36 protein-coding genes are annotated in these 20,703 nt (G+C 59.2%); 3 read left to right on the forward strand and 33 right to left on the reverse strand.

What is annotated here, in order from left to right; genetic code table 11:
* Positions 1-17 precede the first annotated feature (17 nt).
* From OTERR_RS13900 to OTERR_RS13910, 3 genes are read left to right on the forward strand one after another with little or no spacing between them, the layout of a single operon-like run.
* Complete coding sequence (locus tag OTERR_RS13900; protein WP_054621690.1) at positions 18-758, forward strand: amino acid ABC transporter permease; 741 nt, start codon at positions 18-20, stop codon at positions 756-758.
* Entirely contained in the window at positions 755-1,432 is a 678-nt protein-coding gene (gltK, locus tag OTERR_RS13905; protein ID WP_054621691.1) for a glutamate/aspartate ABC transporter permease GltK, read from the forward strand. Before OTERR_RS13900 ends, gltK begins: the two co-directional genes overlap by 4 nt.
* Positions 1,429-2,157, forward strand: coding sequence for an amino acid ABC transporter ATP-binding protein (locus OTERR_RS13910; protein WP_054621692.1), 729 nt, complete (start codon positions 1,429-1,431; stop codon positions 2,155-2,157). Before gltK ends, OTERR_RS13910 begins: the two co-directional genes overlap by 4 nt.
* A 121-nt stretch (positions 2,158-2,278) precedes the next feature.
* Here OTERR_RS13910 and rplQ read toward each other — a convergent pair whose 3' ends face one another.
* The 33 genes from rplQ to rpsL form a co-directional block, all read right to left on the reverse strand.
* Positions 2,279-2,680 carry a 50S ribosomal protein L17 gene (rplQ, locus tag OTERR_RS13915; RefSeq protein WP_054621693.1) on the reverse strand — a complete coding sequence of 134 codons (402 nt, stop codon included), beginning with the start codon at positions 2,678-2,680 and terminating at the stop codon, positions 2,279-2,281.
* Positions 2,681-2,708: 28 nt separating this feature from the next.
* The gene (locus tag OTERR_RS13920) at positions 2,709-3,686 is read right to left on the reverse strand and encodes a DNA-directed RNA polymerase subunit alpha (RefSeq protein WP_054621694.1); all 978 of its coding nucleotides are present in this window, start codon (positions 3,684-3,686) and stop codon (positions 2,709-2,711) included.
* A gap of 36 nt (positions 3,687-3,722) precedes the next feature.
* On the reverse strand, positions 3,723-4,352 hold the full coding sequence (gene rpsD / locus OTERR_RS13925) for a 30S ribosomal protein S4 (RefSeq protein ID WP_054621695.1): 630 nt from the start codon (positions 4,350-4,352) through the stop codon (positions 3,723-3,725).
* 12 nt (positions 4,353-4,364) lie between these two features.
* Positions 4,365-4,754 carry a 30S ribosomal protein S11 gene (gene rpsK / locus OTERR_RS13930; RefSeq protein ID WP_054621696.1) on the reverse strand — a complete coding sequence of 130 codons (390 nt, stop codon included), beginning with the start codon at positions 4,752-4,754 and terminating at the stop codon, positions 4,365-4,367.
* 13 nt (positions 4,755-4,767) lie between these two features.
* Entirely contained in the window at positions 4,768-5,130 is a 363-nt protein-coding gene (gene rpsM / locus OTERR_RS13935) for a 30S ribosomal protein S13 (protein WP_149426138.1), read from the reverse strand.
* A gap of 69 nt (positions 5,131-5,199) precedes the next feature.
* Positions 5,200-5,313 carry a 50S ribosomal protein L36 gene (rpmJ, locus tag OTERR_RS13940; RefSeq protein WP_082397123.1) on the reverse strand — a complete coding sequence of 38 codons (114 nt, stop codon included), beginning with the start codon at positions 5,311-5,313 and terminating at the stop codon, positions 5,200-5,202.
* A gap of 95 nt (positions 5,314-5,408) precedes the next feature.
* Positions 5,409-5,627 (reverse strand): translation initiation factor IF-1, encoded by a 219-nt coding sequence (gene infA, locus OTERR_RS13945; RefSeq protein ID WP_054621698.1) that lies wholly within the window; start codon positions 5,625-5,627, stop codon positions 5,409-5,411.
* Between the two features lie 9 nt (positions 5,628-5,636).
* Positions 5,637-6,959 carry a preprotein translocase subunit SecY gene (gene secY / locus OTERR_RS13950; RefSeq protein WP_149426139.1) on the reverse strand — a complete coding sequence of 441 codons (1,323 nt, stop codon included), beginning with the start codon at positions 6,957-6,959 and terminating at the stop codon, positions 5,637-5,639.
* A 32-nt stretch (positions 6,960-6,991) separates the two neighbouring features.
* Positions 6,992-7,426 (reverse strand): 50S ribosomal protein L15, encoded by a 435-nt coding sequence (gene rplO, locus OTERR_RS13955; protein ID WP_054621700.1) that lies wholly within the window; start codon positions 7,424-7,426, stop codon positions 6,992-6,994.
* Between the two features lies 1 nt (position 7,427).
* Positions 7,428-7,610: a 50S ribosomal protein L30 gene (rpmD, locus tag OTERR_RS13960; RefSeq protein WP_054621701.1), complete on the reverse strand. Its 183-nt coding sequence runs from the start codon at positions 7,608-7,610 to the stop codon at positions 7,428-7,430.
* Between the two features lie 3 nt (positions 7,611-7,613).
* A complete protein-coding gene (rpsE, locus tag OTERR_RS13965; protein WP_054621702.1) occupies positions 7,614-8,138 on the reverse strand; it encodes a 30S ribosomal protein S5 in 525 nt (174 codons plus the stop codon).
* Positions 8,139-8,163: 25 nt separating this feature from the next.
* On the reverse strand, positions 8,164-8,517 hold the full coding sequence (gene rplR, locus OTERR_RS13970; protein WP_082397127.1) for a 50S ribosomal protein L18: 354 nt from the start codon (positions 8,515-8,517) through the stop codon (positions 8,164-8,166).
* A 12-nt stretch (positions 8,518-8,529) separates the two neighbouring features.
* A complete protein-coding gene (gene rplF / locus OTERR_RS13975) occupies positions 8,530-9,063 on the reverse strand; it encodes a 50S ribosomal protein L6 (protein ID WP_149426140.1) in 534 nt (177 codons plus the stop codon).
* Positions 9,064-9,072: 9 nt separating this feature from the next.
* Entirely contained in the window at positions 9,073-9,468 is a 396-nt protein-coding gene (gene rpsH, locus OTERR_RS13980; RefSeq protein ID WP_054621705.1) for a 30S ribosomal protein S8, read from the reverse strand.
* Positions 9,469-9,484: 16 nt separating this feature from the next.
* Positions 9,485-9,790 (reverse strand): 30S ribosomal protein S14, encoded by a 306-nt coding sequence (gene rpsN, locus OTERR_RS13985; RefSeq protein ID WP_054621706.1) that lies wholly within the window; start codon positions 9,788-9,790, stop codon positions 9,485-9,487.
* Between the two features lie 7 nt (positions 9,791-9,797).
* Positions 9,798-10,337, reverse strand: coding sequence for a 50S ribosomal protein L5 (gene rplE, locus OTERR_RS13990; RefSeq protein WP_054621707.1), 540 nt, complete (start codon positions 10,335-10,337; stop codon positions 9,798-9,800).
* Between the two features lie 9 nt (positions 10,338-10,346).
* The gene (rplX, locus tag OTERR_RS13995; RefSeq protein ID WP_054621708.1) at positions 10,347-10,664 is read right to left on the reverse strand and encodes a 50S ribosomal protein L24; all 318 of its coding nucleotides are present in this window, start codon (positions 10,662-10,664) and stop codon (positions 10,347-10,349) included.
* A 9-nt stretch (positions 10,665-10,673) separates the two neighbouring features.
* Positions 10,674-11,042, reverse strand: coding sequence for a 50S ribosomal protein L14 (gene rplN / locus OTERR_RS14000; protein WP_054621709.1), 369 nt, complete (start codon positions 11,040-11,042; stop codon positions 10,674-10,676).
* A 201-nt stretch (positions 11,043-11,243) separates the two neighbouring features.
* Positions 11,244-11,510: a 30S ribosomal protein S17 gene (rpsQ, locus tag OTERR_RS14005; RefSeq protein ID WP_054621710.1), complete on the reverse strand. Its 267-nt coding sequence runs from the start codon at positions 11,508-11,510 to the stop codon at positions 11,244-11,246.
* The gene (gene rpmC / locus OTERR_RS14010; RefSeq protein WP_054621711.1) at positions 11,507-11,701 is read right to left on the reverse strand and encodes a 50S ribosomal protein L29; all 195 of its coding nucleotides are present in this window, start codon (positions 11,699-11,701) and stop codon (positions 11,507-11,509) included. Before rpmC ends, rpsQ begins: the two co-directional genes overlap by 4 nt.
* Positions 11,702-11,703: 2 nt before the next feature.
* On the reverse strand, positions 11,704-12,117 hold the full coding sequence (rplP, locus tag OTERR_RS14015) for a 50S ribosomal protein L16 (RefSeq protein ID WP_054621712.1): 414 nt from the start codon (positions 12,115-12,117) through the stop codon (positions 11,704-11,706).
* The gene (gene rpsC, locus OTERR_RS14020; RefSeq protein ID WP_054621713.1) at positions 12,118-12,909 is read right to left on the reverse strand and encodes a 30S ribosomal protein S3; all 792 of its coding nucleotides are present in this window, start codon (positions 12,907-12,909) and stop codon (positions 12,118-12,120) included.
* Positions 12,910-12,918: 9 nt separating this feature from the next.
* Positions 12,919-13,248, reverse strand: coding sequence for a 50S ribosomal protein L22 (rplV, locus tag OTERR_RS14025; protein WP_149426141.1), 330 nt, complete (start codon positions 13,246-13,248; stop codon positions 12,919-12,921).
* Positions 13,249-13,257: 9 nt separating this feature from the next.
* Entirely contained in the window at positions 13,258-13,533 is a 276-nt protein-coding gene (gene rpsS, locus OTERR_RS14030) for a 30S ribosomal protein S19 (protein ID WP_054621715.1), read from the reverse strand.
* A gap of 10 nt (positions 13,534-13,543) precedes the next feature.
* Positions 13,544-14,371: a 50S ribosomal protein L2 gene (rplB, locus tag OTERR_RS14035; RefSeq protein WP_149426142.1), complete on the reverse strand. Its 828-nt coding sequence runs from the start codon at positions 14,369-14,371 to the stop codon at positions 13,544-13,546.
* A 3-nt stretch (positions 14,372-14,374) separates the two neighbouring features.
* A complete protein-coding gene (gene rplW, locus OTERR_RS14040) occupies positions 14,375-14,671 on the reverse strand; it encodes a 50S ribosomal protein L23 (RefSeq protein ID WP_082397125.1) in 297 nt (98 codons plus the stop codon).
* The gene (rplD, locus tag OTERR_RS14045) at positions 14,668-15,288 is read right to left on the reverse strand and encodes a 50S ribosomal protein L4 (RefSeq protein ID WP_054621717.1); all 621 of its coding nucleotides are present in this window, start codon (positions 15,286-15,288) and stop codon (positions 14,668-14,670) included. Before rplD ends, rplW begins: the two co-directional genes overlap by 4 nt.
* Positions 15,289-15,300: 12 nt before the next feature.
* Positions 15,301-15,945 carry a 50S ribosomal protein L3 gene (gene rplC, locus OTERR_RS14050; RefSeq protein WP_054621718.1) on the reverse strand — a complete coding sequence of 215 codons (645 nt, stop codon included), beginning with the start codon at positions 15,943-15,945 and terminating at the stop codon, positions 15,301-15,303.
* 128 nt (positions 15,946-16,073) lie between these two features.
* Positions 16,074-16,385 (reverse strand): 30S ribosomal protein S10, encoded by a 312-nt coding sequence (rpsJ, locus tag OTERR_RS14055; protein ID WP_054621719.1) that lies wholly within the window; start codon positions 16,383-16,385, stop codon positions 16,074-16,076.
* 84 nt (positions 16,386-16,469) lie between these two features.
* The gene (tuf, locus tag OTERR_RS14060; RefSeq protein ID WP_149426143.1) at positions 16,470-17,660 is read right to left on the reverse strand and encodes an elongation factor Tu; all 1,191 of its coding nucleotides are present in this window, start codon (positions 17,658-17,660) and stop codon (positions 16,470-16,472) included.
* A 27-nt stretch (positions 17,661-17,687) separates the two neighbouring features.
* Positions 17,688-19,784 carry an elongation factor G gene (gene fusA / locus OTERR_RS14065; RefSeq protein ID WP_054619993.1) on the reverse strand — a complete coding sequence of 699 codons (2,097 nt, stop codon included), beginning with the start codon at positions 19,782-19,784 and terminating at the stop codon, positions 17,688-17,690.
* Between the two features lie 22 nt (positions 19,785-19,806).
* On the reverse strand, positions 19,807-20,277 hold the full coding sequence (gene rpsG / locus OTERR_RS14070; protein ID WP_054619994.1) for a 30S ribosomal protein S7: 471 nt from the start codon (positions 20,275-20,277) through the stop codon (positions 19,807-19,809).
* A gap of 33 nt (positions 20,278-20,310) precedes the next feature.
* The gene (gene rpsL / locus OTERR_RS14075) at positions 20,311-20,688 is read right to left on the reverse strand and encodes a 30S ribosomal protein S12 (protein WP_054619995.1); all 378 of its coding nucleotides are present in this window, start codon (positions 20,686-20,688) and stop codon (positions 20,311-20,313) included.
* Positions 20,689-20,703 lie beyond the last annotated feature (15 nt).

The following is a 20,703-nucleotide window of genomic DNA, read 5'->3' on the forward strand; positions in this document are numbered from 1 at the left end:
CCTGAAAGACATTTCCCATGAGTTACAACTGGAACTGGTCCGTCTTTCTGCAGACAGTGCCGTCAGGCGAGACGACCTATCTCGGCTGGCTGGGCGTCGGGCTGCAGTGGACCGTCACCCTGTCGCTCTCCGCCTGGGTCATCGCCTTGCTGGTCGGCGGCCTGATGGGCGTGTTGCGCACGGCTCCAAGCAAGCCGCTGTCCTTCCTGGCCACTTGCCATGTCGAGCTGTTCCGCAATGTGCCCCTGCTGGTTCAACTGTTCGTGTGGTATTTCGTGCTGCCTGAACTGTTGCCCCTTTCCTGGGGGGACGCCTTCAAGCAGATGAATCCGCTGTCGCAACAGTTTCTCGCGGCAGTCTTGTGTCTCGGGTTGTTCACCTCCGCGCGGGTAGCCGAACAGGTCCGTGCCGGTATCGAATCCCTGCCGCGCGGGCAGAAGAACGCCGGACTGGCCATGGGTTTCACCCTACCCCAGACCTACCGCTATGTGATCCTGCCGATGGCCTTCCGCATCGTCATCCCGCCATTGACCTCCGAGTTCCTCAATATCTTCAAGAACTCGGCCGTCGCCACCACTATCGGCCTGATCGAACTCTCGCGCCAGGCACAACAGCTCGTTGACTACACCGCCCAGCCTTACGAGGCGTTCATCGCCGTTACCCTCCTGTACATGTTGATCAACGTGACGGTGATGTTCCTGATGCGCCGGCTGGAGCGTAACATTCAGGTACCGGGCTTCATCGGAGGCGGAAAATGACCTACGAATTCGATTGGAGCTCGATTCCCGGCGCCCTACCCCTGCTTGCCAAGGGTCTGGTGGTAACGCTGGAGATCACCCTCACCGCCATCATCATCGGCATTCTGTGGGGAACCATCCTGGCCGTGGCACGCATGTCGTCGAACCGCTTCCTGGCCTTTGCCGCTGCCGGCTACGTCAACCTGTTCCGCTCGGTCCCTCTGGTGATGGTCATCCTGTGGTTCTACCTGATCGTGCCGCAGTTGCTCAAAAGCATCTTCGGGGAAGGGCTCGCCGATATCCGCTTCGTTTCGGCGCTGGTGGCCTTCACCCTGTTCGAGGCGGCCTATTATTCGGAGATCATCCGCGCCGGCATTCAGAGCGTGGCCAAGGGGCAGATCAATGCCGGCCTGGCCTTGGGCTTCACGCCGGGGCAGACAATGCGCCTGATAGTGTTGCCCCAGGCCTTCCGCAACATGGTGCCGCTGCTACTGACCCAAGCGATCATCCTGTTCCAAGATACTTCCCTGGTCTACGTCATCGGCCTGGCCGATTTTTTCGGCACGGCACAGAAAATCGGCGACCGCGACGGGCGCATCGTCGAACTACTGCTCTTCGCCGGGGCGATCTACTTCGTGCTTTGCTTCAGCCTGTCCCAGATTGTCAAACGCTTTAACAAGAGGATCGGTTCATGATCTCCATCCGTAACGTCTCCAAATGGTATGGCCAGTTCCAGGTCCTCACCGATTGCTCCACCGAAATCCGCAAGGGCGAGGTCGTCGTTGTTTGCGGCCCCTCGGGATCGGGCAAGTCGACCTTGATCAAGTGCGTCAATGGCCTGGAGCCTTTTCAGCAAGGCGATATCGACGTCAATGGCACGTCCATCGCCAACCCCAAGACCAACCTGCCGAAACTCCGCTCTCACGTGGGGATGGTGTTCCAACACTTCGAGCTTTTCCCGCACATGACCATCACCGACAATCTGACGATCGCCCAGATCAAGGTGCTTGGCCGAAGTAAGGAAGAAGCCCGGGCAAAGGGCTTGAAGCTGCTCGACCGGGTCGGCCTCAAGGCCCATGCAGACAAGCACCCCGGTCAGCTTTCCGGTGGGCAGCAGCAGCGCGTAGCGATAGCCCGCGCCCTCTCCATGGACCCGATCTGCATGCTCTTCGACGAGCCGACCTCCGCCCTCGATCCGGAAATGATCAACGAAGTGCTCGACGTGATGGTCGAACTGGCTCAGGAAGGCATGACCATGATGTGCGTCACCCATGAAATGGGGTTCGCGCGCAAGGTCGCCAACCGGGTCATTTTCATGGACCAAGGCAAGATCGTCGAAGATGCCGGCAAGGAGGAATTCTTCGGCACGCCGCGCTCCGAACGTGCTCAGCAATTTCTGTCAAAGATCCTGCAACACTAATTGCAATGGGATAGGGGCCGTACCGGCCCCTTCTCTAGCGCTCTACAGATCGACAGCAGACAGCAGCAATGAAAAAAGCCAGGCAGATTGCCTGGCTTTTTTCATGGGCGACGGTGAAAGCTTAAGCCTGCTCGGCCACTTCGCCTTCAACCACCTCGCCGCCTTCGGGACGATCCAGCAGTTCCACGAAAGCCATCGGAGCGTTATCGCCAGGGCGGAAACCGCACTTGAGGATACGCAGATAGCCGCCGGGACGGGTCTGGAAACGGGGGCCCAGTTCGTCAAAAACCTTCACCACCATTTCACGATCGCGCAGGCGGTCGAAAGCCAGGCGACGGTTGGACAGACTCGGGGTCTTGCCCAGGGTGATGATCGGTTCGATGACCCGGCGCAGTTCCTTGGCCTTCGGCAGAGTGGTACGAATCGCTTCGTGACGCAGCAGAGCGTTGGTCAGGTTGCGCAGCAGGGCCTGACGGTGGGCGCTGGTACGGTTAAGTTTGCGAAGACCGTTACGGTGACGCATGGTTGAGTTCCTTTATCGATGCGCTGGGTCAGACCTTCTCGAGGCCGGCGGGAGGCCAGTTCTCGAGTTTCATCCCCAGGGTGAGGCCGCGGGCGGCCAGCACTTCTTTGATCTCGTTGAGCGACTTGCGACCCAGGTTCGGGGTCTTGAGCAACTCGTTCTCGGTACGCTGAATGAGATCACCAATGTAATAGATGTTCTCGGCCTTGAGGCAGTTGGCGGACCGGACGGTCAGCTCCAGATCGTCTACCGGACGCAGCAGGATGGGATCCACCTGCATCGGCTTGGCAGCTTCGACCGGAGCCGGAGTGCCTTCCAGATCGGCGAACACCGACAGTTGCTCGACCAGGATGCGGGCCGCATTGCGGATCGCTTCTTCCGGATCGATGGCACCGTTGGTCTCGATGTCGATCACCAGCTTGTCCAGATCGGTACGCTGTTCAACACGGGCGCTCTCGACGCTGTAGGCAACCCGACGCACCGGGCTGAACGAGGCATCCAGCACCAGATTGCCGATGCTCTTCGAACCATCGGGGGACTGACGCATGGTACCGGGGACATAGCCGCGGCCCTTTTGCACCTTCAGTTCCAAGTCGATCTTGCCACCGGCGGAAATGTGCGCGATCACATGATCCGGATTGATGATTTCCACGTCGTGGGAAATCTCGATATCACGGGCACGCACCACGCCCTCACCCTCTTTCTTCAGGGTCAGGACCGCTTCCTCGCCCCGGTGCAGCTTGAATACGACACCTTTGAGGTTGAGGAGGATGTCAACGACATCCTCCTGGACACCATCAATGGTGGAGTACTCGTGCAGCACGCCGTCGATGCTTACCTCGGTCGGCGCAAAGCCGTCCATGGACGACAGCAGGATGCGGCGCAGCGCGTTACCAAGGGTGTGACCGAAGCCGCGTTCAAACGGCTCCATGACCACGCGCGCCTGGACCGGCGAGAGGTTCTGCACATCGATGATGCGCGGTTTCAGTAGTCCACTGCTTTGCATTGGCTGTCCTTTGGCTGTTCGTCGAACCGACCCGGATTACTTCGAGTACAGTTCGATGACGAGGCTCTCGTTGATGGTGGCGGGCAGTTCGCTACGCTGCGGGCGAGCCTTGAAGGTACCCTTGCCAGCCTTGATATCCACTTCGAGCCATTCGGGGAAGCCACGGGATTCAGCCGCAGCCATCGCAGCCTTGACGCGCAGGTGGCCCTTGGCCTTCTCAGCCAGTTCCACGACGTCGCCGGGACGCACGATGAAGGACGGGATATTGACGCGCTTGCCGTTCACCAGCACACCATTATGGCGAACCACCTGGCGGGACTCGGAGCGGGAAGCACCGAAGCCCATGCGGTAGGCCACGTTGTCGAGGCGGGATTCCAGCAGCTGCAGCAGGTTTTCGCCGGTCTGGCCCTTCTTGGCAGCAGCGGTCGCGAAGGTGCGACGGAACTGGCCTTCGAGGACGCCGTAGATGCGTCGGATTTTCTGCTTTTCACGCAGGTGCACGCCGTAGTCCGACAGACGGGCACCGGATTTTTGACCATGCTGACCGGGCGCGTAGGAACGACGCTCGATGGCGCACTTGTCGGTGAAGCACTTTTCGCCTTTCAGGAAAAGCTTCTCACCTTCGCGGCGGCACTGACGGCACTTCGGATCAAGATTTCTTGCCACGGCAAACTCCTGTTAGATGCGGCGCTTTTTCGGCGGACGGCAGCCGTTATGCGGAACCGGAGTCACATCGGTGATCGCGGTAATCTTCATGCCCAGCGCGTTGAGCGCACGGACGGAGGATTCACGACCCGGGCCGGGGCCCTTGATGCGAACTTCCAGGTTCTTCACGCCGCACTCAACCGCAACGCGACCGGCCGCATCAGCAGCGACCTGGGCGGCGAACGGGGTGCTCTTACGGGAGCCCTTGAAGCCGGCACCACCAGCAGTCGCCCAAGACAGGGCATTGCCCTGACGGTCGGTGATGGTGATGATGGTGTTGTTGAAAGAGGCGTGGATGTGGGCGATGCCCTCAGCTACGTTCTTTTTGACTTTTTTGCGAACTTTGGCGGCAGTTTTGGCCATGATTCGTCCCTACTTATTTCTTGCCAGCGATGGCTTTACGCGGCCCCTTGCGGGTCCGAGCATTGGTACGGGTCCGCTGACCGCGGCACGGCAGGCCACGACGGTGACGCACCCCACGGTAGCAGCCCAAGTCCATCAGGCGCTTGATGTTCATGGTCACTTCGCGGCGGAGGTCACCCTCAACCGTGAACTTACCCACCTCGTCACGCAGGCGCTCCATCTCGGCTTCGGAAAGATCTTTCATCTTCGAAGCGCGATTGACGCCAGCCGCGTCACAGATTTGCTGTGCGCGAGTGCGGCCAATGCCAAAAATCGCGGTCAACGCGACCTCAGCATGTTTGTGGGCCGGAATGTTAACCCCTGCAATACGGGCCATGGATTCACCCTAGAAAGCGAAACTACTGATTATATTTCACAATCGCCTTGCGTATCAACGCAAACGCGATCAGCCCTGGCGCTGCTTGTGCCGAGGATCGCTACAGATCACCCGCACCACGCCGTGGCGACGAATGATTTTGCAGTTACGGCAAATACGCTTAACCGAAGCCAGCACTTTCATGATCAACTCCTAATCGTCGGTGGTTTGTGGCGCAGCCAGCCCCTTACCACCTAAGTTACCGCGTAGAGATTCGTTTTTGCAGGAGCTTTCGCCCCTTACTTGGTTCGGAAGACGATCCGGGCTTTGGACAAGTCATAAGGCGTCAGTTGAACCGTCACCTTGTCGCCGGGAAGAATGCGGATGTAGTGCATCCGCATTTTTCCGGAGATGAATCCCAGTACTACGTGCCCGTTTTCCAGCTTCACCCGGAAAGTTGCATTGGGGAGGTTCTCGACAACCTCGCCCTGCATTTCGATAACGTCTTCCTTGGCCATATCGTTTAATTATTTCGCTGCCAGACCGCCTTTGAAATTGGCTTTCTTGAGCAGACTTTCATACTGGTGGGACATGATGAACGCCTGGACTTGAGCCATGAAGTCCATCGTCACCACCACGATGATCAGGAGGGACGTTCCACCGAAGTAGAAGGGAACATTCCACTTGAGAATCAGGAATTCCGGCAGCAGACAAACCAGAGTGATGTAGGCAGCACCCACCAGGGTCAGTCGCATCAAAATCTTGTCGATATACCGCGCAGTGTGATCGCCCGGCCGGATACCCGGCACGAAAGCACCACTCTTCTTCAGATTATCGGCCGTCTCCTTGGAATTGAAGACCAACGCCGTGTAGAAGAAACAGAAGAAGATGATCGCGGCAGCGTAAAGCATCACATACAGCGGCTGGCCAGGTGACAGCGTGGCGGCGACATCCTTGAGCCAACGCGCCTTATCACCAGAGCCAAACCAGCCGGCTACCGTCGCGGGGAACAGGATGATCGAGGATGCGAAGATCGGGGGAATCACGCCAGCCATATTCAACTTGAGAGGCAGGTGTGAACTTTGACCACCATAGATCTTGTTACCGACTTGGCGCTTCGCGTAGTTCACCAGGATCTTCCGCTGACCTCGCTCCACGAAGACCACGAAGGCGGTAACCGCGAACACCAGTGCCACGATCACAATGGCGGTCAGCGGATGCATCGCACCGGTACGCACTAACTCCAGCAAACCGCCAATCGAGTTTGGCAAGCCTGCAGCGATACCGGCAAAGATGATCACGGAGATGCCGTTGCCCAGACCACGCTCGGTAATCTGCTCACCGAGCCACATCAGGAACATGGTCCCAGTAACCAAAGTGGTCACCGCCGTAATACGGAACATGAAACCCGGATCGATTACCAGACCAGGCTGGGCTTCGAGCGCGATGGCAATGCCGAGCGCCTGGAACAACGCGAGCAGCACGGTCCCATAACGGGTGTACTGAGTGATTTTACGCCGGCCTGCCTCGCCTTCCTTCTTGAGTGCCTCAAGTTGCGGGCTGGCCACGCTCATCAGTTGCATGATGATCGACGCCGAAATGTACGGCATGATCCCCAGTGCAAAAATCGTAAAACGCGACAGGGCGCCCCCGGAGAACATGTTGAACATGCCCAGGATGCCGCCCTGCTGCGAGCGGAAGAGATCGGACAGAGCCGCGGGATCGATGCCCGGTACGGGAATATGCGCCCCGATCCGGTATACCACCAATGCACCGAGCAAGAACCACAGCCGCCGCTTCAAGTCGGCGAACTTTCCACCTTGCTTGATGAGCGAATTATTCGTCGCCACCGTCCGACTTTCCTATAAAAACGAGTAAAAACTTACTCGGCGATGCTACCGCCGGCGGCTTCAATGGCAGCCTTGGCACCTTTGGTGGCGCCGATGCCCTTGAGGACCACCTTACGGGAGATCTCACCAGAAAGAATGACCTTGGCAGACAGAGCGTGGATATCCACGATCCCTGCTTGCTTCAGGGTCAGCAGGTCGATTTCATCAACCGGCAGAGCCTGCAGATCACCCAAACGGATTTCCACATTCCGCGCGTTGGTCAAAGAAACAAAACCGCGCTTGGGCAGCCGGCGCTGCAGCGGCATTTGGCCGCCTTCGAAACCGACCTTGTGGAAACCACCGGCACGGGACTTCTGACCCTTGTGACCACGGGTAGCAGTTTTGCCCATACCGGAGCCGATACCGCGCCCGACGCGCTTGGCAGCGTGCTTGGCACCGACGGCAGGCTTGATGGTATTCAGTTCCATATCAACCCTCGTACTTCAGCAGGTACGAAACCTTGTTGATCATGCCGCGGTTGGCCGGGGTGTCGATCACTTCAACGGTATGGTTGATGCGACGAAGGCCGAGGCCGCGCACGGTAGCGCGGTGCGACTGCTTGGTACCGATCAGGCTCTTTACGAGCGTGACCTTGATTTTATTGTCAGCCATGACTTACCCCAGAATCTCTTCAACGGATTTGCCACGCTTAGCAGCGATCACGGACGGCGTATTCATCGACAGCAGGCCGTTGATCGTTGCGCGGACAATGTTGTAAGGGTTGGTGGAGCCGTGGGCCTTGGCCACGATATTGGTCACGCCCATCACCTCGAAGACGGCACGCATGGCGCCGCCGGCGATGATGCCGGTACCATCAGCAGCGGGCATCATCAGCACTTTCGAAGCGCCGTGCTCACCGACCACTGCGTGGTGCAGGGTGCCATTCTTCAGGGCAACCTTGGCCATCTTGCGACGCGCCTCTTCCATCGCCTTCTGCACGGCGACAGGCACTTCACGGGACTTGCCCTTGCCCATGCCGATGCCACCATCGCCATCGCCGACGACGGTCAGGGCAGCGAAGCCCATGATCCGACCGCCCTTGACGACTTTGGTGACGCGATTGATGGAGACCATCTTCTCGCGAAGACCGTCATCACGCTCGTCAGCCTGCTGAACTCGTTTGTTTTGCGGTTTAGCCATTTTCAACCTCTACTGGTACCGGGCCTTAGAACTGCAGACCGTTTTCACGGGCAGCATCGGCCAGGGCCTTGACGCGGCCGTGGTACTTGAAACCAGAACGGTCGAAGGACACGGTTTCGACACCGGCCTTCTTCGCGCGCTCGGCAATCAGCTTGCCAATCACGATGGCGGCATTGACGTTGCCACCGTGGGAGAGGTCCTTGCGGACTTCGGGCTCGAGGGTAGAGGCCGAAGCCAGAACCTTGGAGCCACAAGGGGAGATCACCTGGGCGTAGATGTGACTGTTGGTGCGATGCACCGACAGACGCACGGCTTTGAGCTCGGCAATCTTGGCCCGGGTTTTGCGGGCCCTGCGCAGTCGCGCCTGCTTCTTGTCGATCATGATTAGCCCTTACTTCTTCTTCGTTTCCTTGAGCACGACAACTTCGTCGGCATAACGCACGCCCTTGCCCTTATAGGGTTCGGGTTTGCGGTAGGCGCGGACTTCCGCCGCCACCTGGCCAACAACCTGCTTGTCGACGCCCTTGATCACGATTTCCGTCTGGGACGGGGTCTCGACCTTGATGCCAGCCGGCATCTTGTGCGCCACGGGGTGGGAAAACCCCAGGGTCAGGTTCAGGATGTCGCCCTGGGCTTGAGCGCGATAGCCCACACCCACCAGGGTCAGCTTGCGCTCAAACCCCTTGGACACACCAGTCACCATGTTATTCACGAGAGCACGGGTGGTACCGGAGAGGGCGCCGGCATTTGCAGCACCATCAACCGGCTTCACCAACAGCTGTGCGCCATCTTGCACGAGACGCACAGCCGGATTGGCCGTGAATTTGAGAGAGCCCAGCGGCCCCTTTACGGTCACATCCTGGCCGGCCAGGGAGACTTCAACACCCTGGGGCAGCGGAATTGGATTCTTACCAACGCGGGACATGATGACTCCTTACGCCACAACGCAGAGCACTTCGCCGCCAACCTTGGCAGCCCGCGCCTTGCGGTCGGTCATGACACCCTTGGGAGTGGACACAATGGCCACACCCAGGCCGTTCAGGACGCGAGGAATATCCTGGGAGCCCTTGTACACACGTAGGCCAGGACGGGAGACGCGCTCAATGCGCTCAATCACCGGGCGGCCAGCGTAGTATTTCAAGCCAATCTGAAGCAGGGGCTTCTCAGCTTCGCCACGTACGGCGAAATCCTCGATATAGCCTTCGTCCTTCAGCACTTTAGCAATCGCCACTTTCAGCTTGGAGGAGGGCATTTCAACTTCAGCCTTCTCCGCCATCTGGGCGTTGCGGATGCGGGTCAGCATGTCCGCGATCGGATCGCTCATCGCCATTTACAAATCCTCCTGCTTACCAGCTGGCCTTGGTCATGCCCGGGATTTCACCCTTAAAGGCAATCTCACGGATCTTGTTGCGGCACAGACCGAACTTGCGGAACACGCCACGGGGACGACCGGTCAGCTGGCAACGATTCACCAGACGCACGGGGCTCGTATTGCGGGGCAGCGCCTGAAGCTTCAGACGCGCCTCAAAACGCTCGGCGTCGGTCAGAGCCACGTTGTCGGCGATTGCCTGCAGCGCTTCGCGCTTCTTGGCAAACTTAGCAACGAGGACACGACGCTTTTCTTCGCGGTTGATCAGGGCTTTCTTCGCCATAATCGCCTCAATTCTTGAACGGGAACTTGAAGGTCGCGAGGAGAGCACGAGCTTCCTCATCGGTCTTCGCCGTGGTGGTGATGCTGATATTCATCCCGCGCAGCGCATCGATCTTGTCGTACTCGATCTCGGGAAAAATAATCTGCTCTTTGACGCCCATGTTGTAGTTCCCGCGGCCATCGAAACCCTTGCCGGAAATACCACGGAAGTCGCGAACGCGCGGCAGGGCCACGGTCACCAGGCGATCCAGGAATTCGAACATGCGGGGACCACGCAGGGTCACCATGCAACCCAGCGGGTAGCCGTCGCGAATCTTGAAACCTGCGATCGAGGTGCGCGCCTTGGTCACCACCGGCTTCTGACCGGCGATCTTGACCATGTCGCCCACGGCATGCTCGAGAACTTTCTTGTCAGCCACCGCCTCACCCACACCCATGTTCAGGGTGATCTTGGTGATGCGCGGCACTTCCATGACGGACTTGTAACCGAACTGCTTGGTCAGCTCGGGCACAACAGTCGTCTTGTAAAAATCAGCCAAACGCGCCATGTCTGTTCCTTAAGCGTCCACGACCTCGCCGGTCGCCTTGAACACGCGCACCATCCGACCGTCATCCAGCTTCTTGATGGCCACACGACCACCCTTGCCAGCCTTCGCGTCGAAGAGCGCGATGTTGGAGATGTGAATAGGCATGTCCTTCTCGACAATGCCACCCACCACGCCGCTCACCGGATTCGGGCGAACGTGCTTCTTGGCACGGTTAACCCCTTCCACGACGACGTAATCGGCATCGACACGCCGCAGCACGGAACCGCGCTTGCCCTTGTCCTTGCCAGTCAGAACGATGACTTCGTCACCCTTGCGAATCTTCTCCATGGTGACTCCTTAGAGAACTTCGGGCGCCAGGGACACGATCTTCATGAACCGTTCGTTACGCAGCTCGCGCGTAACCGGCCCGAAGATACGAGTGCCAATGGGCTCCAGCTTGTTATTGAGGAGCACGGCAGCGTTGCCGTCGAACTTGACAAGGGAGCCATCGGGACGGCGCACACCCTTGGCGGTGCGAACGACGACGGCGTTATAGACGTCACCCTTCTTCACGCGACCACGGGGCGCAGCATCCTTGATGCTGACCTTGATGATGTCTCCAATACCGGCATAGCGGCGCTTGGAACCACCCAACACCTTGATACACATGACCGAACGTGCGCCGGTGTTGTCGGCGACATCCAGAATCGTCTGCATCTGAATCATTGTTTAACTCCAACTTATCCCGCGGAGGCCGCGGTCAGTCTTGGAACCCGTATATGGGGTAGATCCCGTCGGGGCAGCGCCGTTTCCGACACTAGACTTGCGATCCCCTCGGGGTCGAGGCAAATGCAACGGTGCCCGGCAGGACCGGGCACCGCAGAAAAGAAGCCGGATAGTATCAGGACTTCTCAATACAAGCAAGCGTTATGCAACAACTGCTTTTTCGAGCAGCTTCACAACACGCCACGCTTTGGTACGGGACAACGGGCGGCACTCCTCGATCTGAACCAGATCACCGGCTTGAGCCTCGTTATTCTCGTTGTGAGCGTGATACTTCTTGGACAGCTGGATCACCTTGCCATACTTCGGGTGGTTAACACGGCGCTCGACCAGGACAGTTACCGTCTTGTCCATCTTGTCGCTCACCACGCGGCCGATCAGCGTCCGCTTGATGCTGGAGGTCTCGGTCATTGCTGCACCGCCTTTTCACGAAGAATGGTACGGACACGGGCGATGTCGCGACGAACCTTACCGATCTGACTAGTATTCGCCAGCTGTTGCGTCGCCTTCTGCATACGAAGGGAGAACTGAGCCTTGAGGAGCTCGACCAGCTCCTTGTTCAGTTCCTCAACGCTTTTCGCTTTGAGTTCATTGGCTTTCATGATTACCCCAACTGACGGGTCACGAAGGTCGTCGCGATGGGGAGCTTGGCCGCAGCGAGCTTGAACGCTTCGCGGGCCAGCTCGACGCTGACGCCATCCATTTCATACAGGACCTTGCCCGGCTGGATCTCGGCCACCCAGTACTCAGGGTTACCCTTACCGTTACCCATACGGACTTCGGCGGGCTTCTTCGAGATGGGCTTGTCCGGGAACACACGAATCCAGATGCGACCGCCGCGCTTGATGTGCCGGGTCATGGCACGACGGGCAGCTTCTATCTGGCGCGCAGTCAAACGACCGCGACCGATGGCTTTCAGGCCAAATTCACCGAAGGAAACCTTGGCGCCACGAGTCGCCAGGCCAGTGTTACGGCCTTTGTGTTCCTTGCGGTACTTGCGACGTGCGGGTTGCAGCATTTACGCACCTGCCTTTCTGACACGCTTGGCCGGAGCCTTGGCATCACCCTCGCCGTCGGCTTTAACCGTACGACCGCGGGGCTTGCCTTCGCCTTCACCAGGACGACCACGGCGCGCCGGGCGCTTGTCGTCACCTTCCGGGGAAGCGGCGGGCTGTTCGTTGCGGCCCATGTTTTCGCCCTTGTACACCCACACCTTGATACCGATGATGCCGTAGGTGGTCTTGGCTTCCGAAGTGCCGTAGTCGATATCGGCGCGCAGGGTGTGCAGAGGCACACGACCTTCGCGATACCATTCGGTACGGGCAATTTCAGCGCCATTGAGGCGACCGGAGCTCATGATCTTGATGCCTTGTGCACCCAAGCGCATGGCGTTCTGCATCGCGCGCTTCATTGCGCGACGGAACATGATGCGCTTTTCCAACTGCTGGGCAATGGAGTCGGCGATCAGCTTCGCATCGATTTCCGGCTTACGGATTTCTTCGATGGAAACGTGGACCGGCACACCGAGGATGCCCTGCAGGCCGGAACGCAGCTGATCGATCTCTTCGCCCTTCTTGCCGATGACCACGCCCGGGCGGGCTGAAAAAACGGTCACGCGAGCGTTCTTGGCGGGGCGCTCGATCACCACGCGACCTACGGAAGCGTGGGCGAGTTTCTTTTTCAGGTACTCCCGAACTTCCACATCCTCATTCAGCATCGACGCGAAATTTTGGTTATTCGCGTACCAGCGGGAGGACCAGTCGCGGGTTACCGCGAGGCGGAAGCCGGTCGGATGAATCTTCTGTCCCATAGCCTATCCTCAGTTGCCGACGGTCAGGAAAATGTGGCAGGTCGGCTTGAGAATCCGGTTGCCACGACCCTTCGCACGAGCCGTCCAGCGCTTGAGCGTCGCAGCCTGCTCGACGTACACGGTCTTCACTTTCAGCTCGTCAATGTCAGCACCGTCATTGTGCTCGGCGTTGGCGATAGCAGATTCGAGGACCTTCTTCATGATTTCAGCACCCTTTTTCGGGCAGAAGGCCAGGACGCTGAGCGCCTGGTCGACCCGCTTACCGCGGATCAGGTCAGCCACGAGGCGACCTTTCTGGGCCGAGAGGCGGACGCCGCGCAATACAGCACGAGTTTCCATATCCACTCCTTATCTCTTGGCCTTTTTGCCCGCGGTGTGACCCTTGAAGGTACGGGTCAGCGCGAACTCGCCCAGCTTGTGGCCGACCATGTTCTCGGTGACGAACACCGGGATGTGCTGCCGACCGTTATGGACGGCGATGGTCAGACCGATGAAATCGGGCAGTACGGTCGAGCGGCGGGACCAGGTCTTGATCGGCCGCTTGTCGTTACCCGTGCGAGCCGCTTCCACCTTCTTCCAGAGGTGAGCGTCGACGAACGGGCCTTTCTTGAGAGAACGTGCCATTCTTTACCTCTTAGCGCTTATGACGACGCTGCACGATCATGGAAGTCGTGCGCTTGTTGCTACGAGTACGGTAACCCTTAGCCGGGGTACCCCACGGGCTGACAGGCACACGACCTTCACCAGTGCGGCCTTCGCCGCCACCGTGCGGGTGATCCACCGGGTTCATGGCCACGCCGCGAACCGTCGGGCGAACACCGCGCCAACGGGTAGCACCGGCCTTACCCAGCTTGCGCAGGTTGTTTTCCTCGTTGCCAACTTCGCCAATGGTGGCGCGGCACTCGATATGCACCCGACGGATTTCGCCGGAGCGCAGACGGAGCTGAGCGTAAGAACCTTCGCGGGCGAGCAGCTGCACGGAAGTACCGGCAGCACGCGCCAACTGAGCACCCTTGCCCGGGAGCATTTCCACGCAGTGAATGGTGGAACCCACGGGGATATTGCGGATGGGCAGAGCGTTACCGGCCTTGATCGGAGCCTCCGAACCACTCATCAGCTGCTGACCGACCACCACCCCCTTGGGAGCGATGATGTAGCGGCGCTCGCCGTCGGCGTAGCACAACAGAGCAATGTGAGCAGAGCGGTTGGGGTCGTACTCCAGGCGCTCAACCTTGGCCGGGATTCCGTCCTTGTTGCGCTTGAAATCGACCACACGGTAGTGCTGCTTGTGACCGCCACCTTTGTGACGGGTGGTGATGTGGCCATTGTTGTTCCGGCCCGAGCCCCGGACCTGCTTCTCCAGCAGGGAGGCAACGGGGCGGCCCTTGTACAGCTCGGGGCTGACCACCTTGACGACCGCGCGACGACCGGCGGACGTGGGTTTGACTTTCATCAGTGCCATGACTTACTCCCCGGCCACGAAATTGATTTCCTGGCCCGGCTTCAGGCAAACGAAGGCTTTCTTCCAGCCCTTGCGACGACCCAGACCATGCCGGGTGCGCTTGACCTTGCCCTTGACGTTCGCAACTTGCACGGACTCGACCTGCACCTTGAAGAGCAGCTCGACGGCAGCCTTGATCTCCGGCTTGGTAGCGTCGGACGCCACGCGGAAGATCACCTGCTCGTTCTTGTCGGCTACGTAGGTCGCCTTCTCAGAGATCTGGGGCGCCAGCAGCACTTGCATCAGACGTTCCTGATTCATCCCCACATCTCCTCAAACTTGGCCACTGCACTCTTGGTGAGCAGGACCTTGGGGAAACGCACCAGGGACACCGGATCGGCTTCCTGCGGCTCGAGGACGAGCACATTGAACAGGTTCCGCGAAGCCAGGAAGAGGTTCTCGTCCAGGTTGTCGGTGATCACCAGCACGGATTCCAGGCCGAGATTCTTCAGCTTCTCGACGAAGAGCTTGGTCTTGGGGGCATCGACAGCAATGTCGTCCACCACGGCCAGCCGGTCTTCACGAGCCAGTTGAGAGAAGATGGCGGCCATGCCGGCACGGAACATCTTCTTGTTAACCTTTTGGCTGAAGTTTTCTTCCGGGGAATTCGGGAAAATCTTACCGCCCCCACGCCACAGCGGGCTGGAGGACATACCGGCGCGAGCGCGGCCCGTACCCTTCTGCTTCCACGGCTTGCGGGTGGTGTGCTTGACGTTGGCGCGGTCCTTCTGGGCGCGATTGCCGGACCGGGCGTTCGCCTGGTAGGCCACCACCAGCTGGTGGATCAGCGCTTCGTTGTACTCGCGACCGAACAGGATGTCCGAGGCCTGCAGACGGCTCGCCTCTTGACCCTTATCGTTGATGACTTTCAGTTCCATTGTCGCCCTCGCTTAGGAGCCAGCCTTGACCGCAGGCCGAACGATCACGTCCGAACCCTTGGAACCCGGCACCGCACCCTTCACCAGCAGCAGCTGGCGATCGGCATCCACGCGAACCACTTCGAGGTTCTGCGTGGTGCGCTGAACGGCACCGAGGTGACCGGCCATGCGCTTACCCGGGAAAACACGACCCGGATCCTGCGCCATACCGATGGAACCCGGCGCACGGGTGGTCACGGAGTTACCGTGGGATGCGCGGTTGGAGCTGAAATTGTGACGCTTGATAGCGCCCTGGAAGCCCTTACCCTGAGTCGTTCCGGTCACATCAACCAGCTGACCAGCAGCAAAGAGGGTGACCGCGATCTGGTCACCCGGCTTCAAATTGGCGAGGTCCGCCGGAGCCACATTGAACTCCTTGAGGACGTGACCGGCCTCAACCCCTGCCTTGGCCAGATGGCCGGCAAGAGGCTTGACGACGCGGGAAGCGCGGCGCTGGCCGAAAGTCACCTGGACCGCGGCATAGCCGTCGGTTTCAGGGGTCTTGATCTGGGAGACGCGATTGTTCGACACATCAAGCACCGTCACCGGGATGGTTGCACCATCTTCAGCAAAGATGCGAGTCATGCCGACCTTGCGCCCGACAAGGCCTAGACTCATGGTTTTTCTCCTGACGCCGGCTACGGTTGGCCGGCGAGCATTCAAGACAAACCGGGCGCTCCCAAAGGAAACGCCCGCCGAAAAGCTGCGGATTATAACTGCAATCAACCCGCTAGCGCAAACCGTTGTTACTGCAGCTTGATTTCCACGTCGACGCCAGCCGGAAGATCCAGCTTCATCAGCGCATCCACAGTCTTGTCGGTGGGGTCGATGATGTCCATCAGACGCTGATGGGTACGGATTTCGAACTGGTCGCGAGAAGTCTTGTTGACGTGGGGGGAACGCAGAATGTCAAAACGCTGCTTGCGAGTGGGGAGAGGCACGGGGCCGCGCACCACGGCGCCGGTCCGCTTGGCGGTTTCGACGATTTCCTGAGCAGACTGGTCGATCAGGCGATAGTCAAAGGCCTTGAGGCGGATGCGGATTTTTTGGTTTTGCATGATAGTTCCTAAAGAGCAGATCAAAGAGCGAATCAAAGAACAAGGGCCGGCGCGTGGGCGCCGGCCCCGTTGCTTACATCGAAGTTACTCGATGATTTTGGCGACGACGCCGGCGCCGACGGTACGACCGCCTTCACGGATGGCGAAGCGCAGACCTTCTTCCATGGCGATCGGCGCAATCAGCTTCACAGTCATGGCGATGTTGTCGCCCGGCATCACCATCTCGGTGCCTTCCGGCAGAGAGATCGCACCGGTCACGTCGGTGGTGCGGAAGTAGAACTGGGGACGGTAGTTGTTGAAGAACGGGGTGTGACGACCACCTTCGTCCTTGGACAGAACGTACACTTCGCCAGTGAAGTGGGTGTGCGGGGTGATGGAGCCCGGCTTGGCCAGCACTTGGCCGCGCTCGACTTCTTCACGCTTGGTACCGCGCAGCAGCACGCCGACGTTGTCACCGGCCTGACCTTGGTCCAGCAGCTTGCGGAACATTTCCACACCGGTGCAGGTGGTCTTGACGGTGGGCTTGATGCCGACGATTTCGATTTCTTCGCCAACCTTGACGATGCCGCGCTCGACACGACCGGTCACCACGGTGCCACGACCGGAGATGGAGAACACGTCTTCGATGGGCAGCAGGAAGGGCTTATCCACGGCACGCTCAGGCGTGGGGATGTAGCTGTCGAGGGCGTCGGCCAGACGGAAGATGGCGGGTTCGCCGATCTCGGACTGGTCGCCTTCGAGGGCCTTCAGGGCGGAGCCCTTGATGATGGGGATGTCGTCGCCCGGGAAGTCGTACTTGGACAGCAGGTCGCGCACTTCCATTTCCACCAGCTCGAGGAGCTCGGCGTCGTCGACCATGTCGCACTTGTTCAGGAACACGACGATGTAGGGCACACCCACCTGACGGGCCAGCAGGATGTGCTCGCGGGTCTGGGGCATGGGGCCGTCAGCGGCGGAACAGACCAGGATCGCGCCGTCCATCTGGGCGGCACCGGTGATCATGTTCTTCACGTAGTCGGCGTGACCCGGGCAGTCCACGTGGGCATAGTGACGGGTCGCGGTTTCGTATTCGACGTGGGCGGTGTTGATGGTGATACCGCGGGCCTTTTCTTCCGGCGCAGCGTCGATCTGATCATAAGCCTTCGCTTCGCCACCGAACTTCTTGGACAGAATGGTGGTGATAGCTGCCGTCAGCGTGGTCTTACCGTGGTCAACGTGACCAATGGTGCCAACGTTCACGTGCGGCTTCGTACGTTCGAACTTTTCCTTAGCCATTACGCTTCCTTATCTCAATAAACTAAATTATTTCTTGTTGCTGATCACAGCCTCAGCGACGTTCTTCGGCGCCTCGACGTAGTGCTTGAATTCCATGGAGTAGGTGGCACGACCTTGGCTCAGGGAGCGCAGGGTAGTGGCATAGCCGAACATTTCAGCCAGGGGCACTTCCGCCTTGATCGCCTTGATACCACCGGGGATGTCTTCCATGCCTTGGATCACGCCGCGGCGTCCCGAGAGGTCACCCATGACGTTACCCATGTAGTCTTCCGGCGTCTCCACTTCGACGGCCATCATCGGCTCGAGCAGAATCGGACTTGCCTTGCGCATGGCATCCTTGAATGCCATCGAAGCCGCCATCTTGAAGGCGTTTTCGTTGGAGTCCACGTCGTGGTAGGAACCGTCGAACAGGGTAACCTTGACGTCGACCACCGGGAAGCCGGCCAGCACGCCGTTGGGCAGGGTGTCTTGCAGGCCCTTGTCCACCGCCGGGATGTATTCGCGCGGAACCACACCACCCTTGATGGCATCGACGAACTCGTAACCCTTGCCCGGCTCGTTCGGCTCAAGCTTAATCCACACGTGGCCGTACTGACCGCGACCGCCGGACTGCTTGACGAACTTACCTTCTTGCTCGACTGCTTTCTTGATCGCCTCGCGGTAAGCCACCTGAGGAGCGCCCACGTTGGCTTCCACGCCGAATTCGCGCTTCATGCGGTCAACGATGATCTCGAGGTGCAACTCACCCATACCGGAAATGATGGTCTGACCGGATTCTTCGTCAGTCCGCACGCGGAAGGACGGATCCTCCTGCGCCAGACGGTTCAGGGCGAGACCCATCTTTTCCTGGTCAGCCTTGGTCTTCGGCTCGACCGCGACGTGGATCACAGGATCCGGAAATTCCATGCGCTCAAGGATGATCGGAGCCTCGGGATCGGCCAGGGTTTCACCCGTGGTCACTTCCTTCAGACCGACGCAAGCGGCGATATCACCGGCGCGGACTTCCTTGATTTCTTCGCGGTTGTTGGCGTGCATCTGCAGCAGGCGACCGATCCGCTCCTTACGCCCCTTGATCGGGTTGTAAATGGTATCGCCAGAGTTCAGCACCCCGGAGTACACGCGAATGAACGTCAGCTGACCAACGTACGGGTCGGTCATCAGCTTGAACGCCAGCGCCGAGAACTTGGCGTTGTCGTCAGCAGCACGGGTATCCGGCTCGCCATTTTCCTTCTCGCCTTCGACCGGGGGGATATCCACCGGAGAGGGCAGCAGCTGGATCACCGCATCGAGCATGCGCTGCACGCCCTTGTTCTTGAAGGCGGTGCCACACAGCATCGGCTGAATTTCGCAATTGATGGTGCGAGTGCGCAGACCTTTGATGATGTCCGCTTCGGAGAGCTCACCCTCTTCCAGGTACTTGTTCATCAGGTCTTCGCTGGCCTCTGCGGCGGCCTCGACCATCTGGGCACGCCATTCGGCCGCCTTTTCCTGCAGATCAGCAGGAATGTCGCGATAGTCGAACTTCATCCCCTGGGAAGCTTCGTCCCAAATGATGGCCTTCATCTTGAGCAGATCAACCACGCCGGTGAAGGTATCTTCAGCACCGATCGGCAGGACGATGGGCACAGGATTGGCCTTCAGGCGGGTCTTCATCTGGTCGTAGACCTTGTAGAAGTTCGCGCCGGAGCGGTCCATCTTGTTCACGAAGGCGAGGCGGGGCACTTGGTACTTATTGGCCTGGCGCCACACGGTCTCGGACTGGGGCTGCACGCCACCCACGGCACAGTACACCATGCAGGCACCGTCCAGAACGCGCATGGAACGCTCCACCTCGATGGTGAAATCCACGTGCCCCGGGGTGTCGATGATGTTGAAGCGATGCTCGGGAAGGGACATGTCCATGCCCTTCCAGAAACAGGTGGTAGCCGCGGAGGTGATGGTAATACCCCGCTCCTGCTCCTGCTCCATCCAGTCCATGGTAGCGGCGCCGTCGTGAACCTCACCGATCTTGTGGTTCACGCCAGTGTAGAAAAGAATCCGCTCGGTAGTGGTGGTTTTGCCGGCGTCGATGTGCGCGCTGATACCGATATTACGGTAGCGCTCGATGGGAGTCTTGCGAGCCACGATTTAACCCTAGTGGTAAATGTTAGAAGCGGAAGTGGGAGAAAGCCTTGTTGGCTTCTGCCATCCGGTGCACTTCATCGCGCTTCTTCACGGCACCGCCACGGCCTTCGGCCGCTTCCAGCAGTTCGTTGGCCAGACGCTGACCCATGGACTTCTCGGAACGCTTACGGGCGGCATCGCGCAGCCAGCGCATGGCCAGGGCCATACGACGGGACGGGCGGATTTCCACGGGAACCTGATAGTTGGCACCACCAACGCGGCGGCTCTTCACCTCAACCATGGGACGGGCATTGCCAAGCGCGGCAACGAACACTTCCACGGGGTTCTTGCCACCCTTGGTTTCGATCTGAGAGAAAGCACCATAGACAATGCGCTCGGCCACAGACTTCTTGCCGGACTGCATGATGGTGTTGATGAATTTGGAGACATCCTGATTGCCGAATTTAGGATCGGGCAGAATCTCACGCTTGGGTACTTCGCGACGACGAGGCATCTTGCTTCCTTCGATTGAATATGAACCGACCGCTTAGGCGGCTTTCGGGCGCTTGGCGCCGTACTTGGAGCGGGACTGCTTACGATCCTTGACACCTTGGGTATCGAGGGAGCCACGCACAGTGTGGTAACGCACACCCGGCAAGTCTTTCACACGACCACCGCGAATCAGAACCACGGAGTGTTCCTGCAGGTTGTGACCTTCACCGCCGATATAGGAGATGACTTCGTAGCCGTTGGTCAGACGAACCTTGCACACCTTACGGAGCGCGGAGTTCGGCTTCTTCGGGGTGGTGGTGTAAACACGGGTGCAGACGCCACGCTTTTGCGGGCAGCCTTGCAGCGCCGGGACCTTGCTCTTGGTGACTTCCGCCACGCGCGGCTTGCGCACAAGTTGGTTAATGGTCGGCATAGTTCAATTCCCAAA

The organism is Oryzomicrobium terrae (assembly GCF_008274805.1).
Lineage (GTDB): Bacteria > Pseudomonadota > Gammaproteobacteria > Burkholderiales > Rhodocyclaceae > Oryzomicrobium > Oryzomicrobium terrae.

Excerpts from the sequence above, each read along its gene's own strand:
- OTERR_RS13900 (WP_054621690.1), top strand. The coding sequence starts at position 18 with ATGAGTTACAACTGGAACTGGTCCGTCTTTCTGCAGACAGTGCCGTCA.
- gltK (WP_054621691.1), top strand. The coding sequence starts at position 755 with ATGACCTACGAATTCGATTGGAGCTCGATTCCCGGCGCCCTACCCCTG.
- OTERR_RS13910 (WP_054621692.1), top strand. The coding sequence starts at position 1,429 with ATGATCTCCATCCGTAACGTCTCCAAATGGTATGGCCAGTTCCAGGTC.
- rplQ (WP_054621693.1), bottom strand. The coding sequence starts at position 2,680 with ATGCGTCACCGTAACGGTCTTCGCAAACTTAACCGTACCAGCGCCCAC.
- OTERR_RS13920 (WP_054621694.1), bottom strand. The coding sequence starts at position 3,686 with ATGCAAAGCAGTGGACTACTGAAACCGCGCATCATCGATGTGCAGAAC.
- rpsK (WP_054621696.1), bottom strand. The coding sequence starts at position 4,754 with ATGGCCAAAACTGCCGCCAAAGTTCGCAAAAAAGTCAAAAAGAACGTA.
- rpsM (WP_149426138.1), bottom strand. The coding sequence starts at position 5,130 with ATGGCCCGTATTGCAGGGGTTAACATTCCGGCCCACAAACATGCTGAG.
- rpmJ (WP_082397123.1), bottom strand. The coding sequence starts at position 5,313 with ATGAAAGTGCTGGCTTCGGTTAAGCGTATTTGCCGTAACTGCAAAATC.
- infA (WP_054621698.1), bottom strand. The coding sequence starts at position 5,627 with ATGGCCAAGGAAGACGTTATCGAAATGCAGGGCGAGGTTGTCGAGAAC.
- rplO (WP_054621700.1), bottom strand. The coding sequence starts at position 7,426 with ATGGAACTGAATACCATCAAGCCTGCCGTCGGTGCCAAGCACGCTGCC.
- rpmD (WP_054621701.1), bottom strand. The coding sequence starts at position 7,610 with ATGGCTGACAATAAAATCAAGGTCACGCTCGTAAAGAGCCTGATCGGT.
- rpsE (WP_054621702.1), bottom strand. The coding sequence starts at position 8,138 with ATGGCTAAACCGCAAAACAAACGAGTTCAGCAGGCTGACGAGCGTGAT.
- rplF (WP_149426140.1), bottom strand. The coding sequence starts at position 9,063 with ATGTCCCGCGTTGGTAAGAATCCAATTCCGCTGCCCCAGGGTGTTGAA.
- rpsH (WP_054621705.1), bottom strand. The coding sequence starts at position 9,468 with ATGGCGATGAGCGATCCGATCGCGGACATGCTGACCCGCATCCGCAAC.
- rpsN (WP_054621706.1), bottom strand. The coding sequence starts at position 9,790 with ATGGCGAAGAAAGCCCTGATCAACCGCGAAGAAAAGCGTCGTGTCCTC.
- rplE (WP_054621707.1), bottom strand. The coding sequence starts at position 10,337 with ATGGCGCGTTTGGCTGATTTTTACAAGACGACTGTTGTGCCCGAGCTG.
- rplX (WP_054621708.1), bottom strand. The coding sequence starts at position 10,664 with ATGGAGAAGATTCGCAAGGGTGACGAAGTCATCGTTCTGACTGGCAAG.
- rplN (WP_054621709.1), bottom strand. The coding sequence starts at position 11,042 with ATGATTCAGATGCAGACGATTCTGGATGTCGCCGACAACACCGGCGCA.
- rpsQ (WP_054621710.1), bottom strand. The coding sequence starts at position 11,510 with ATGACCGAGACCTCCAGCATCAAGCGGACGCTGATCGGCCGCGTGGTG.
- rpmC (WP_054621711.1), bottom strand. The coding sequence starts at position 11,701 with ATGAAAGCCAATGAACTCAAAGCGAAAAGCGTTGAGGAACTGAACAAG.
- rplP (WP_054621712.1), bottom strand. The coding sequence starts at position 12,117 with ATGCTGCAACCCGCACGTCGCAAGTACCGCAAGGAACACAAAGGCCGT.
- rpsC (WP_054621713.1), bottom strand. The coding sequence starts at position 12,909 with ATGGGACAGAAGATTCATCCGACCGGCTTCCGCCTCGCGGTAACCCGC.
- rplV (WP_149426141.1), bottom strand. The coding sequence starts at position 13,248 with ATGGAAACTCGTGCTGTATTGCGCGGCGTCCGCCTCTCGGCCCAGAAA.
- rpsS (WP_054621715.1), bottom strand. The coding sequence starts at position 13,533 with ATGGCACGTTCTCTCAAGAAAGGCCCGTTCGTCGACGCTCACCTCTGG.
- rplB (WP_149426142.1), bottom strand. The coding sequence starts at position 14,371 with ATGGCACTGATGAAAGTCAAACCCACGTCCGCCGGTCGTCGCGCGGTC.
- rplW (WP_082397125.1), bottom strand. The coding sequence starts at position 14,671 with ATGAATCAGGAACGTCTGATGCAAGTGCTGCTGGCGCCCCAGATCTCT.
- rplD (WP_054621717.1), bottom strand. The coding sequence starts at position 15,288 with ATGGAACTGAAAGTCATCAACGATAAGGGTCAAGAGGCGAGCCGTCTG.
- rplC (WP_054621718.1), bottom strand. The coding sequence starts at position 15,945 with ATGAGTCTAGGCCTTGTCGGGCGCAAGGTCGGCATGACTCGCATCTTT.
- rpsJ (WP_054621719.1), bottom strand. The coding sequence starts at position 16,385 with ATGCAAAACCAAAAAATCCGCATCCGCCTCAAGGCCTTTGACTATCGC.
- tuf (WP_149426143.1), bottom strand. The coding sequence starts at position 17,660 with ATGGCTAAGGAAAAGTTCGAACGTACGAAGCCGCACGTGAACGTTGGC.
- rpsG (WP_054619994.1), bottom strand. The coding sequence starts at position 20,277 with ATGCCTCGTCGTCGCGAAGTACCCAAGCGTGAGATTCTGCCCGATCCT.
- rpsL (WP_054619995.1), bottom strand. The coding sequence starts at position 20,688 with ATGCCGACCATTAACCAACTTGTGCGCAAGCCGCGCGTGGCGGAAGTC.